The sequence below is a fragment of the Pseudomonas gingeri genome, from assembly GCF_013386165.1.
GTDB classification, from domain to species: domain Bacteria; phylum Pseudomonadota; class Gammaproteobacteria; order Pseudomonadales; family Pseudomonadaceae; genus Aquipseudomonas; species Aquipseudomonas gingeri_C.
The window spans coordinates 86,313-99,387 of record NZ_JACAOS010000016.1; the positions used below are offsets into that span (position 1 = coordinate 86,313).

General features: G+C 61.9%; 8 protein-coding genes. 7 read left to right on the plus strand and 1 reads right to left on the minus strand.

From position 1 onward, the window contains the following. Nucleotides 1–85 precede the first annotated feature (85 nt). The 7 genes from HX866_RS16735 (at nt 86) to HX866_RS16765 (ending at nt 11,407) form a co-directional block, all read left to right on the plus strand. A complete protein-coding gene (locus HX866_RS16735) occupies nt 86–685 on the plus strand; it encodes a chorismate--pyruvate lyase family protein (RefSeq protein ID WP_177124411.1) in 600 nt (199 codons plus the stop codon). A gap of 332 nt (nt 686–1,017) precedes the next feature. After that, the gene (locus tag HX866_RS16740) at nt 1,018–1,809 is read left to right on the plus strand and encodes a YfaP family protein (RefSeq protein ID WP_177124410.1); all 792 of its coding nucleotides are present in this window, start codon (nt 1,018–1,020) and stop codon (nt 1,807–1,809) included. A gap of 35 nt (nt 1,810–1,844) precedes the next feature. Continuing rightward, entirely contained in the window at nt 1,845–3,569 is a 1,725-nt protein-coding gene (locus HX866_RS16745) for a DUF2138 domain-containing protein (RefSeq protein ID WP_177095692.1), read from the plus strand. Between the two features lie 158 nt (nt 3,570–3,727). Continuing rightward, nucleotides 3,728–4,369 carry a DUF1175 domain-containing protein gene (locus HX866_RS16750; RefSeq protein WP_177095694.1) on the plus strand — a complete coding sequence of 214 codons (642 nt, stop codon included), beginning with the start codon at nt 3,728–3,730 and terminating at the stop codon, nt 4,367–4,369. Continuing rightward, nucleotides 4,366–8,937, plus strand: a complete 4,572-nt coding sequence (locus HX866_RS16755; protein WP_177124409.1) for an alpha-2-macroglobulin family protein — start codon at nt 4,366–4,368, stop codon at nt 8,935–8,937. Before HX866_RS16750 ends, HX866_RS16755 begins: the two co-directional genes overlap by 4 nt. Nucleotide 8,938: 1 nt before the next feature. Next, on the plus strand, nt 8,939–10,585 hold the full coding sequence (locus tag HX866_RS16760) for a DUF2300 domain-containing protein (RefSeq protein WP_177124408.1): 1,647 nt from the start codon (nt 8,939–8,941) through the stop codon (nt 10,583–10,585). A 3-nt stretch (nt 10,586–10,588) separates the two neighbouring features. Continuing rightward, nucleotides 10,589–11,407, plus strand: a complete 819-nt coding sequence (locus HX866_RS16765) for a YfaP family protein (protein ID WP_177140124.1) — start codon at nt 10,589–10,591, stop codon at nt 11,405–11,407. Between the two features lie 311 nt (nt 11,408–11,718). Here HX866_RS16765 and HX866_RS16770 read toward each other — a convergent pair whose 3' ends face one another. After that, nucleotides 11,719–12,858, minus strand: a complete 1,140-nt coding sequence (locus tag HX866_RS16770) for a DUF3883 domain-containing protein (RefSeq protein WP_177140125.1) — start codon at nt 12,856–12,858, stop codon at nt 11,719–11,721. Between the last annotated feature and the right edge of the window lie 217 nt (nt 12,859–13,075).

Below are 13,075 nucleotides of genomic sequence, written 5' to 3' on the forward strand. Positions count from 1 at the left end.
CAGGAATGTCCCTTCAGCCAGGCGGGGCCGTATGTGACCCTATGGCCCACGCCGCACAGTCGGTTTCAACAGGTGGAAAAGCGCGATGTTCGACAATGTGAGGAATCATCGAACCCTCTGTGCCGATCCGAAGGTGCAATGGCAGCCGGCCGCGCAACTGGGGCCTGGGCTTGAGGCACCCATTGCGGACTATCTGCTGAATTCGGGGTCATTGACCCAGCGGTTGATCGAGGTTTCCGGCGGTCGCTTCGCGGTTACGCCTTTATATGAGCGCGAAGCGCCTTTACTGGACAGCGAAAGCACTGCGTTGCACCTGCCCCCTGGCAGTCGTGGTTGGGTCCGGGAGGTCTATCTGACCGGGCAGGGCGCTCCCTGGGTGTTCGCCCGGACCGTGATCCCGGAGGCGGTGCAACGCAGCACCGGTCTGGACTTTCGGGCCTTGGGCGATCAGCCGATTGGTCCATGGTTGTTCGGCGAACTGGATTTCCGCCGTGGGGCGATAGAGCTCTGTCGCTACGAGGACTCAGTTCGACATGGTCAATTGGCCGCATCGCCACTCTGGGCACGGCGCTCATGCTTCGAGCGGGGCGAACTGGCGATTCTGGTCTTGGAGGTGTTTTTGCCAACGTTCTGGGCGAGCCTGGAAATATCGGGCAATGCTGCATTGGAAAAGCGCAGGGCTTGAGTACTGAGAGGTGGTGACGCCGGAGTTGTCGCCTGCTTTGCCTCCCCGGAAATCACCGCAAGGCAATGTGTTTTGATCGATATTTGATGCGTTAAATAGTGGCCATTCGCCTTGTTTTTTCGGCGTTTTCCCGTCTCTAAGCAGCGATCGCGATTGATTTGATGAGCCACCTCACAAATACAGCTTTGCCTCCATTGTCTAACAACCTTCGAATCGCTAACCTTTGCCGCTTCCCCCGCCTGTCATCGACAGGTCTTCTCTGACCGATACCGTGTCATGAGTGCGCTGTGGATCCGGCGCAGGGTTTGTGATGCATGGCAAGGAGGCTGTTGATGCGCCGGTTTTTCCCCATCCTGATCGCCCTTTGGGCTTTGAACGCCTGGGCCGAGCCCTCGGCCGAGCTTCAGGAACCGACCGGTGGCTGGCGTTACGCAGGTCTCCTCAACCGTAACGACGCGCCGCAGGTGGCCTACCCGAATCCGCCCATCGACCGGGGTATCCAGCGCAGCCGCACGCCCATCGAAGGCCGCATCAATCCGCCTTCCGGCCCGCGCCAGCCGCACGTCCTGTCGGTCAACGGCAACCCCCTGAATCTCTACACCGACGACGCCGGTCGCTTCGTCCGTCCCTACGCGTTCGGGGCCGGCTCCAACAGCGTCGAAGTGCGCAGTTCCACGGGAAAATCCCTCAAGCGTGTGCAGTTCTATGAGGCCAACAAGCAGATCACTCCGGCGCGTATCCGCGTGGTCCTCGGTTGGGACGACCCCAAGGCCGAACTCGACCTGCACATCATCACCCCCGACGGCCAGCACGCCTTCTATGCGAACCCGGCGCTGACCAATGGCGGCGGCCTCGACCCGGATGGCGTCGACGGCCCCGGCCCGGAAATGTTCACCATGACCGCGCCGCTGCACGGCACTTACCTGATTTATGTGAACTATTGGGGCAACTACAGCGCCAGCGACGGCTATAACTTTACCGAGCGCGCCAACCAGAACGAGGTCATCACCTCGCAGATCAACCTGGTGCTCAACGAAAACACCGTCGATGAAAAGCGCGAGAGCTTCACCGTGCCCCTGCGTGCCATCGGCGACCTGCTGCTGGTCAAGACCTTCAACTATTGAACATCCCGCTCCACGGATGAATGGGCTTTGCGAACATGAGCGATAACACAGCTTCCCCGGACGCCGCTGTACCGGCTGCCCCTCAACCTGCCGGTTCGCGCCGTTGGCTGGGCCTTGTGCTCGGGCTTTGCGTGGTCGGCACGGTGGCGGGCGGCCTGGGCTGGTTTTTCCACCACAAGCCCGCCGCCCCGGCGCCGGAACTGGCCCTGGAAAAGCTCGGCGTGAGCCGTCCGGACGCGCTGCTGGAAACCGCGTCACTGAGCCAGTTGCCCAAGGACCTGCTCAGCGTGCCGTTCCTGCGCGACACCCTGACCGAGGATTTCGTCTTCTATTACGAAACCCACGGCGACCGCCTGGGCCTGATCGGTAGCCTGCGCCGGATCATCTACGAGCATGACCTCAAGCTGCAGGACAACCTGATCGAGCAACTCTTCGACCAGCCGGCCGATATCGCCCTGTGGCGCGGTGCCGATGGCCGGCTCAAGGATTTCCTGCTGGTGATGGACCGTGGCGGCCTGGCCAAGCTGCTTGAGCCCCTGGCCCATGTCGCGTTGGACGACACCCAGTTGACCAAGGTCGGCGAGGTGAAAGTCGGCGGTGACAGCGTGCCGCTCTATCGCCTGGCCTACAACGCCAGCAAAGCTCTGCTGTTCGCCTCCCGTGGCGACAAGCTGGTGGTGCTGTCCAATCCGGACCGGCTCTACGAGCAAACCAGCGATGACAGTGAAGTGGAACCGGGCGAGGTGTCGACCCAGGCCCTGGCGGCGCTGCTCAACGGCGACAAATTGTTCCCTGAAGCCTTTGGCCTCAAGCCTCGCGAAACCCTGGTGAAGCAGCGCATCTCGATTGCTTCGAGCGTCCTCGCCATGGGTTACCAGCGTTTTATCCCCAACTTCGCCGGCCTGCGCCTGGACATGGACGACAAGGGCTGGCACAGCTTCCTTGCCCTGGATGAACAGGACAAAGCCGCCGACTTCGACTTCAAGCCGATCTGGCAAGCCATGCCCGTCGGCGCCAGCGCCTGCGTGGCCTTGCCACTGGCCGCCGAGCAGCAGCAACCGCTGCTGGTAAAACTGGGTGCCGATGAAGCCACCGCGAAGAAACTCACCGAACACATGAGCGGTGCCGCCGGCCTGTGCTGGTACGCCGACTCGCGTCTTTACACGCCGTTGCTGGTGGCCAACCTGACCAAAGACAACGACAGCCTCGATGCTGACCTGGGCAAGCTGTTCGGCTCCATGGTCGGGAGCAAGGAAAGCAATGTCGACGGCGGCCTGTTCCCCGTCGCCGAGCAGCAGAAAGACAGCGTCCACCAGTGGAAGCGCCAGGTCAGCTCGACCTTCGGCCAGTACGCCGCCAAGGAAGCCGAGAACCCTGACGCCATCACCGGCAAGGGCTTTTTCCGCGTGAGCCTGGCGCGGCACGGCTCGACCCTGCTGTTCTCCCTGGACGACAAGCTGGTGGACAAGGCCCTCGGCACCCTCGACAAGCACTTCCCGCCGTTGGCCGACGTGCTGCCCAAGGATGTGTTGATGCCGGTCTACCTCGGCCCGGATTCCCTGGCGCAACTGATGCAACAGGAAACCCTCGACAGCCTGCCCCAGGACATGGAGCCGGTGTTCCGCAACGCTGCGCAGACCCACCTGATTCCCAAGCTGCAAAAGCTCGCCGGTTTCGGCAAGTACGCCCTGACCTTGCCGGAAGGCAGTGAGCCGGACGGCCACTGGCAATGGCTGCCGTTGCAATGGCGGGCGATGTGACAGCTATGCTGCGAATGGGCACAACTGTGGTGAGCGGGCTTGCCCGCGCTGGGCTGCGCAGCAGCCCTGAATCACGCGCGCGCGATCTACCTGACACAACGCGGTGGCCGGTTTTGCGACTGCTGCGCAGTCGAGCGTGGGCAAGCCCACTCGCCACAATGGAGGGGCTGGCTCGGAAATATCTTTGTGTGCTGACGCTGTTGTTCAGTGCGCCCGCATTCGCCCTTGAAACAGCGTCCCTCGATGTCGAGCAGTCCCAGGTATTCCGCGCCTGGTTCGTGCGCATCGCCGAGGAACAGTTGACCCAAGGCCCGAGCCCGCGTTGGTACCAGCAGGACTGTGCCGGCCTGGTGCGTTTTGCCGCCAACGAGGCACTGAAGACCCATGACGACAAATGGTTGCGGGCCAACGGCCTGTCCAACCGCTACCTGCCGCCCGAACTGAGCCTGAGCGAGGGCCAGCGCAACCTGGCCCAGCAATGGCAGCAGGGCGGCGGCAAGGTCGGGCCCTACGTCAATGCGATCAAGCTGATCCAGTTCAACAGCCAACTGGTCAGCCGCGACCTCAACCAGGCGCGGCCCGGCGACCTGCTGTTCTTCGACCAGGGCGACGACCAGCACCTGATGATCTGGATGGGCCGCAATATCGCCTATCACACCGGCACCACCACCCCCACCGACAACGGCATGCGGTCCGCCAGCGTGCAGCAACTCATGACATGGAAGGACACCCGATGGATACCCGATGCAACGAACCCCAACTTCATCGGCGTCTACCGGCTGAACTTCCTCTCTCGATGAACGGGTCTCCCATGATGCGTCTGTTTTCCCGAATGGTTTTCGCCCTGGCGGTGCTGCTGCCGGTGGTCGCCGGTGCCGCCGACGACTCGGTGCCGCCGAGCAACTACACGCCGGTGTCCGGTGAGAGTTTCTTCCTGCTGGCCGACAGCAGTTTCGCCAGCGACGAGCAGGCCCTGGTCCGCCTCGAAGCGCCGGGCCGCGACTACCGGCGTTTCCGCATGGAGCCCTACGGCGGCGCGGACATCCGCGTGTACCGCATCGACCAGCCACTGGAATTTCTCAAGCGCCAGAAGAACCTGCACCGGGTGGTCAGCGACGGCCAGTTCAAGGGCGAAGGCCTGTCCAACACCCTGGCCTACCTGTGGGACAACTGGTACCGCAAATCCCGTCGCGTGATGCAGCGGGCGTTCTCCTACGAGTCGCGCAAGCAAGTGACCGAGGAAGTGCCGGAACTGAAAATGGGCCAGGCCATCGCCGCGCCGACCCCTTACGACAACCCGCCGCAATACGCGCCGCTGCCCGGCCTGCCGCTGGTCAGCCAGTTCCGCTACCCGCTGTGGGACGCCAAGCCGATCCAGCCGCCGAAGGGCGTCGACCTGTCCGGCTCGTCGAGCCAGTTCATCAGCGTCGCTCCCGGCAATGTCTATATCCCGCTGGGCAAACTCAAGCCGGGCCTGTACCTGGTGGAAGCGCTGATCGGCAAATACCGTGCGACCACCGTGGTGTTCGTCTCCAACACCGTGGCCGTGAGCAAGATTGCCGGCGACGAACTGCTGGTCTGGGCCGCGCGCAAGCATGAAGGCAGCTCGGTGCCCAAGGTCAAGGTCCTGTGGACCGATGGCCTGGGCGTGATGAGCAGTGGCGAGACCGATGCCGATGGCCTGTTGCGCCTCAAGCACGTCAGCCCGGAACGCTCGTTCATGATCGGCGAGGACGACGAGGGCGGTGTCTTCGTCTCCGAGAACTTCTACTACGACAGCGAAATCTACGACACCAAGCTCTACGCCTTCACCGACCGGCCGCTGTATCGGCCGGGGGATTGGGTGTCGCTGAAAATCGTCGGCCGTGAATTCAAGAACGCCCGTGATTCGGTCAACCCGACCACCGCCCCGGTGCGCGTCAGCGTGCTGGATGCCACCGGCACCACCTTGCAGACCCTGGACCTGAACCTGGACGCCAAGTCTGGCACCCAAGGCCGTTTCCAACTGCCGGACAACGCCGTGGCCGGTGGTTACGAGTTGCGCTTCAACTACCGCGACCAGACCTACAGCAGCGCCTTCCGCGTCGCTGAGTACATCAAGCCGCACTTTGAAATCTCCATGGACCTGGCCAAACAGGACTTCCGCACCGGCGAGCCGATCAAGGGCAAATTGCTCCTGCTCTACCCGGACGGCAAGCCGGTGGCCGATGCGCGTGTGCAACTGAGCCTGCGTGCCCAGCAACTGTCCATGGTCGACAACGAGCTGCAATACCTCGGGCAATTCCCGGTGGAACTGAGCAGCACCGAACTGACCACCGATGACAAAGGCCAGGCCGTGCTCGACCTGCCGGCGGCGGAAAAGCCGAGCCGCTACATGCTCACCGTGTTCGCCAGCGATGGCGCGGCGTATCGGGTCAAGACCACCAAGGAAATCCTCATCGAACGCGGCGCGGCCCGTTATCGCCTGTCGGCACCGCAGCGTTTCAGCGCCACCGGCGAGAAGGTCGCGTTCAGCTACGCCAGCGAGTCCACCGTCGAACAGCCCAACGCCGGTAAACCGAGTGCCTACAGTTGGGTCCGTCTGGAAGACCAGTCCACCGGCAACGGCAAACTGGCGGCTGGCGACAAAGGCTTCAGTGTCATCTTCGACCGTCCCGGCACCTACAACCTGTCCATCAAGGACGACCACGACCGTATTCTCGGCGCGGCAGGCCATTCGGTGACTGGCGACGGCGTGAAAGCCGTACCCGGCACGGTGGAAATCCTCCTCGACAAACCCGAGTACCAGACGGGTGACGAAGCCTTGGCATTGATCACTTTCCCGGAGCCGGTCAGCGACGCGCTGTTGTCCCTGGAACGTGACAAGGTCGAGGCCACCGCGTTGCTGTCCAAGGGCGCCGACTGGCTGCGCCTGGAAAAAATCAGCGACACCCAATACCGTGCGCGGATTCCGGTCAAGGACAACTATGCCCCCAACCTGACCTTCTCGGTGCTCTACACCAAGGGCGGCGAGTACAGCTTCCAGAACGCCGGCCTCAAGGTCACCACGCCGCAGATCGATGTGGCCATCGCCACCGACAAGGACAGCTACCAGCCGGGCGATACCGTCTCGGTGGACCTGACTACCCAGTTCGCCGGCAAGCCGATCCCGGCCCATCTGACCGTCAGCGTGGTGGATGAAATGATCTACGCGCTGCAACCGGAAGTGGCGCCGAGCATCGACCAGTTCTTCTACCACCCACGCCGTAACAACGTGCGCACCAGCGCCAGCCTGTCGTTTATCAGCTACGACGTGGCGTTGCCGGGCAGCCCAGGCGCGCCGGGCAAGGCCAACCGCAGCGAACGCGGCGTGAAAGTGCTGGAGCGGCCGCGTCGCGAAGACGTCGACACCGCTGCCTGGCAACCGGAGTTGGTCACCGACGCCAACGGCAAGGTGCGTTTCACCTTCCGCATGCCGGACTCCCTGACCCGCTGGCGCATCACCGCCCGGGCCATCGCCGATGCCGGGCAAGTGGGGCAGAAGAACCAGTTCATCCGTTCCGACAAACCGCTGTACCTGAAATGGAGCGGCCCGACCCACTTCCGTACGGGCGACCAGCCGAAACTTGGCCTGTTCGCTTTCAGCCAGGCCGACAAGCCGGTCAAGACCGAACTGGTGATTCGCTACGCCGGCCAGGAACAGCGCCTGCCGTTGTCCCTGAACAAAGGCATCAACTACATCCCGCTGCCGGCGACCCCGCTGAGCAGTGGCGACTGGAGCGCCGAACTGCAACAGGACGGCAAGCCCCAGGACGCCCTGGCGGTCAACCTGAGTGCCGTGGGTGATGGCTGGCAAGTGACACAAAGCCAGAGCCTCAACGTGGCCAGCGGCGACACCCCGCTGAGTCTGCCGGCGGACGCCAGCGACATTCGCCTGCGCCTCGACGACAGCCCGCAAGCGCTGTTCCGCGCCAACCTCGACGATCTGCTCAGCTACCCCTACGGCGGCGTTGAACAGACCGCCAGCCAACTGCTGCCGTTGAGCATCGCCTACCCGGCGCTGTCGGCCAACGCCCAGGTTCGCGATCGTCTGCGGCTGATCATGCAGAACAGCCGTTTGCGTCTGGTGTCGATGGCCGGTCCGGATGCGTGGTTCACCTGGTGGGGCGAAGATGTCACTCCGGATGCTTTCCTGACCGGTTATGCCTATTACGCCGACTGGCATGCCAGCAAGGCCCTGGGCATCAGCCTGCCGCCGGATCACTGGCAGCGAGTGCTGGATGTCTACGGCAAACAGGCTGCGGTCACGCCGCTGCTGCAACGGGCGTTGGTGCTGTCGTTCGCCAAGGACATGCAACTGCCGGTGAACACCTTGCTGAGTGGGCTGATGGACGAACTGGCGAAAGCCGGCGAGGGCGCTGATGCCGACCTGATGGACGACGGCCAGGACAGCGTGGTCATGGGCGCACCGGATTCGGCCCTGGGTCTGGCCAGTGCGCGGGTACTGACTGCCGCCCTGGCCCGCCAGAGCAAAGTCGCCTTGCCGGATGCGTTCAGCAAGCAACTGCCGGCAGCCGAACAGCGCCTAGGCGCCAGCTCGCAGCCGTTTGCCAGCGCCTTGAACCTGTCGATCAAACCGTTCAACGCCGACCTGGCCCAGGACCTGTTGCAGCGCCTGTTGCCGCAGCAATCCACCCTGGAACGCGCCTTGGCCCTGACCTGGCTGCAACGCAGCGTCGAGCAGACCCCGAAAACGGTCAGCCTGACCCCGGGCGAAGGCTGGAAAGCCCGCGAGGGCGGAACCGGTGAAAACTACTGGCAATGGCAGGGCACGGGCGTACCGAGCGTGCTGACCGTGAGCGGTGCACAGGAGCGTCCATTGCGGGCCAAGCTGAGCTACCTCAGCCAGCAGAAAGTCCCGGACGACCTGCCGGTGCAGATCAAGCGCCGCCTGCTGGAACTGGTGCCGGGCGACGACGCCTACACCTTCAGCCTCAAGGCCGTGGGCGACAAGCCGTTGTCCAGCGACAGTCTCTATCTGGACGAAGTGATCCTCACCACCAAGAGTCCCAAGCCGCTGCGCTACGGCATGCTCGAAGTGCCGTTGCCGCCGGGCGCGGACGTCGAGCGCACCACCTGGGGCGTCAACCTCGCCGGGTTGGCCGGTGCCGAAGCCACGCCGCTGGAGAAGGCGCACTTCGAACCGGGGCAGATGGCCTACGGCGTGCCGGTCAACAGCCTCAATGGTGAAGTACGTTTGCGCCACCTGATCCGCTTCTCGCAGAAGGGCCAGTTCAAGCTACCGCCGGCGCGTTTCAGCCAGATCTATGCGCCGGAGCACCAGGCCCAGGAACAGAAGCCGGCCCTTGGGCAGATCACGGTCGAATGACATGAGCCGCCTACTGGTCTGGCTACTGTTGTGCATCCTTCCTCTGCTGGCGACGGCAGAGGAAGCGCCCTTGCGCCTGGCTTGGAAAACCGCCGACGGCTACGAGTTGGTGCAGTTGAACACCACCCAGGTGCTCAGCCGCGAGCCGTTGCCGGCGGACCTGCAAACGCCGTTGGGCAGCCTGTGGAAACTCTTCGTTTATGCCTGGTTGGTGGACACCGACCAGAAAGAGCCGGCCTACGACTGCCACGGTCAGGATCACGAGGAAGTCTATTGCTGTACCCCGGGCGGCAGTATCGCCCGGGATGCGGCTTTGGTCCGTTCTTGTGGCCTTTACTTTGATCCCTCGCGTTTGAAGATCGATGCCAAGCAATGGCGCGATTACTGGCAAGCCCGCCAGGCGCCGGCTTGGCTGCTGAGCTTCAATCAGTTGCAACCGCAAACCCGTGTCCCGGTGGTGCAGTTACTGGAGGCACTGCGCACGCTGCCGTCTCAGGAACAGGCGCGCAAACTGCTGCTGGACGTGGTGCTCAACGCCGCTGACGGTCAGGCGGTGGCGCTGTTGGGCGGGCGAGTGCGGGTCAAGACCTGGAGCTGGCTCGGCGACCAGGATGCGCAGTCGCGCCAGGGTGGTTTTGCCGGTTGGTTGGAAGACGGTACGCCGCTCTGGGTCGGTGGCCGTGGCACCAGTCAGATGGTGCTGCGGCATTACTCGGATGTGCTGGGTAGCTTCCTGCCGTCGCCGTCGTCCGAGGATGTCGGGCGTTGCGTGCAGGTCGATCTGTTTTCCCGCTATCCACTCAAAGGCGTCACTCGCGCCGACGGCCAAGCCGCTCCCAACGGAGCTTTGCAAGGTCACTACCGGGTCGACTTCGCCAACGGCAACCAGTTGGAAATCGAAAGCGCCGGTGAACTCTTCCTGCTGCAGAACGCTGGCCAGCTACAACTGGTGGCGCGGTTGGACCGTGAGGAATACGTCGCCCGTGTGCTGCAACGTGAAGCCAAGACTGAACCGGTCGAAGCCGCCAAGGCCCTGGCCGTAGCGATCCGCACCTACCTGTTGCAGAACGCTGGCCGTAGCGGCGACTGCCTGAGCATCGACGACAGCAGCGGTCGCCAGCGCGTCGCCCCACGTCCGGCCACTGCCGAAGCACGGGGGATCGCGGCCTGGACCAGTGACCTGGTGCTGGCGGGCAGCCCGGTGACTTACCACTCTGACCTGTCTGCCCCGGACAAGCTGTCCTGGCAACAGGCGGTGGAGCAGGCCAACGGCGGCGAGCGTTACGACCAGATCCTCCAGCACGCTTACCCGCGTGCGAGTTTGAGCCGCTGGGACAACCCGGTGGCCTCGTGCGAGCCGTTGCCGGCAGCGCAGGAGTGGTTGCTCAAACAGCGGCGTGTCTGGCGCCAGCGCCTGGATCAGGAAGTCGGCTATAACGAATTGAGTCAGTTTGCGGTCTGCCGGGTCTCCTACGGCCGGCCTTATGTCGACCGCGAACGCCAGCGCATTTACGTGCGCGGCGTGCTGACACAACAGGACCGCCTCGACCTGACCCATGAATACCTGCACCTGGCGTTCGAGGCCCATCCGAATGGCCAGGACGAAGATTACGTCGAAGGGCTTGCCCGTCACCTGTTACTGGAATAGGCCATGAAATTGCGCATCTCCACCGTTGTCCTGTTCCTCAGCGCCCTGATTGTGCTGAACGTGGCCCATGCCGACAGCGGCATCCAACTCGACACCCCCAAGGGCGGCTGGCACGCCGGCTCCCCGGACGGCGAGCACTTCCGCCAGACGGTCAACTACCCGGCCTCGTCGGTCAACACGCCGGCGGGGCAGGCGGACACGGCGCGGATCATGGGCATGATCAAGGGCGCTCCGAAGAGCGCCAAGGTGCCGGGGAACCTGATCATCAATGGCGTGAGCATGCCGTTGAAGATCGATGAGGCGGGGAATTTTGATCGGCCGTTTTCGTTTCCCAATGGCAGTAATAGCGTTGAAGTGCGCAGCCCGGATGGACAGCAGCGTAAGCGGGTGCAGTTTCTGAATGTGGGTGGCGGGGCGACACCGGCCAAGTTGCGGATTTTGTTGTCGTGGGATACGGACGGCACTGACCTGGACCTGCATGTGGTGACGCCGGATGGCGCGCATATCTGGTACGGCGATCGTGTGGCTCCGAATGGTGCGGCGTTGGATGTGGACGTGACCACGGGTTACGGCCCGGAGATATTCTCGATGCCGGCACCGATCAAGGGGCAGTACCTGATTTATGTGAACTACTTCGGTGGTGGTTATCGCAGTGACGATGACGAGAGCGGCGGGCAGGAGAATGCCGTACAGCCACTGACCACGGCGAAGGTCACGGTGATTACGGAAGAGGGGACGGTGAACGAGAAGATGGAGTCGTTCATTGTGCCGATGCGGGCGCCGGGGGAATTGACGTTGGCGAGGCGGTTTAGTTATCCGTGAGCATGCTGAATGGGTGAGAGGCCTGAAGGGCGACCGCGGAAGTCACCGCGGAACTCGACGCGGAAGTCGAGGGAAATGCCTTTCGGTTTGTGTTGTTCGCTCTGGGTGGGGGGATAGGCTTTATCACCATGGAAGTCATTGTCCCTAGGTGGATGTCTCATCACTTGCCAGTTCGCGCTCGGTCTGCATCACCAGAATGTTGCGCAACCAGTAGCGTCTACTGGTGATAACAGGGCAATTGTGCAGCAGCCCGTTGCACAAACTCTGCGCCTAGAAAATCAATCTGCCCTGGTTTACCCAATTCAGGCGATTTAGCTAACGTAATCTCGAAAGCTCGCCCGAAAATCCAAAGGTTTCAGATGCAGGCGATCTGTCAGGTCTCCGCGAAGAATGAACAGCTTCGGCGCGTTGCGTAGATCGAATACCCGGTAGAGCGAGAATTGCTGCTCCATCTCCTTCGAAAACTGCAGCTCGTTATGGCTGATAATGAAGGGCGCCGAGATGCCGTTGTTGGTGGTTTTTACCTCGATGTAGCGGTGCTGCGAGGGTGAGTCGAACGACAAAATATCGAAGCCCGCACCATCGCCTTGGGTCTCCGAAATCCACTCCAGCTTTTGAATCAGCTCGGCGTAGCCCGCTTCCTGCAAGCGATGGTGCTCGTAGCCAATAACCCATTCCTCTCCGCAGCGGCCAAGCGTTCGATTGGCTTCGTCCCTGGCCGCGTAGTTGAGTTTGCGTGGTACTCGAATGCGAGGCCCGCCATTGGCGGTTTTGAGCAGTGTTTCTTTCTCAGGAGCGTCCACTACGACGCCTTTGTAGGTTTTCTGACCCGGTGCTTTCACGTCCTCAAAAGCATCAACGATCTTGAGCATGATGCCTTGGTTGTTCGTGACATAGGTTTGTACGGCCTGGCGTAGCAAAAGCTGACTGTTGCCTCGAGGCTTGTAGCCATCAATAAATGGCAAATCCAGCCCGTTCAGAATGCTGCTGATATTCGCGTGTTTGAGTTCGACCGAACCTTTGCTTCGTCCATTAAGCTGAGCTCTCAGCGCTTTGTTGTGCTCGGTTTTGTTGAATGATCGCTGCTCGGCTTCGAGTCGGAGCATTTCAAAGTAGTCGGCAACTGTAGCGTCAACTTCTGCCTGGGACCAACTCTCACCAATCCGAACCGTCTCGAATCCAAGCGGCTCCAGCTTGGCGGCAAGAGCTTTTTCACTTTCCGGGATGTCCGCGGCGGTCAGTTGGCCATCTGCTGGGAATTGCACACCATAGGCCACTGCGACTATGGCCTTGATGTCGCATTCTTCACGATTAAGCGGGTTGCGGACGCGGTATGACTTCGACTTGCCAAAGCCGTATCGTTTCAGGAATGACGCTTGCCCCAGATTTGAAAATTCATTGAGGGCGCTCTGTACGGCGCTAGGGCTTTGTAGTCGGGAGAGGAGGGACATTTCGCTTCGTGCGCCGATAGTGTCGGTTTGATCCGGAGGGTGTGTAGGAGGTTTTACACGTATTTCTGATTATTAGAAATAGCCTTCATGCTAAAGAAAAAATTCTTAGAACAAGATGAAAGCTCTTACAATCCAAAGGCTGGGCATTGAGCTGAGAGTTCGGAGGCCTTGTGATGAATTTTATAAACATCTAAAACCCGAATGGTTTTTTTGCCAA

Bases quoted from the DNA above. Each gene is read 5' to 3' on its own strand.
- HX866_RS16735 (WP_177124411.1), top strand. From the start codon at position 86: ATGTTCGACAATGTGAGGAATCATCGAACCCTCTGTGCCGATCCGAAG.
- HX866_RS16740 (WP_177124410.1), top strand. From the start codon at position 1,018: ATGCGCCGGTTTTTCCCCATCCTGATCGCCCTTTGGGCTTTGAACGCC.
- HX866_RS16745 (WP_177095692.1), top strand. From the start codon at position 1,845: ATGAGCGATAACACAGCTTCCCCGGACGCCGCTGTACCGGCTGCCCCT.
- HX866_RS16750 (WP_177095694.1), top strand. From the start codon at position 3,728: ATGGAGGGGCTGGCTCGGAAATATCTTTGTGTGCTGACGCTGTTGTTC.
- HX866_RS16755 (WP_177124409.1), top strand. From the start codon at position 4,366: ATGAACGGGTCTCCCATGATGCGTCTGTTTTCCCGAATGGTTTTCGCC.
- HX866_RS16760 (WP_177124408.1), top strand. From the start codon at position 8,939: ATGAGCCGCCTACTGGTCTGGCTACTGTTGTGCATCCTTCCTCTGCTG.
- HX866_RS16765 (WP_177140124.1), top strand. From the start codon at position 10,589: ATGAAATTGCGCATCTCCACCGTTGTCCTGTTCCTCAGCGCCCTGATT.
- HX866_RS16770 (WP_177140125.1), bottom strand. From the start codon at position 12,858: ATGTCCCTCCTCTCCCGACTACAAAGCCCTAGCGCCGTACAGAGCGCC.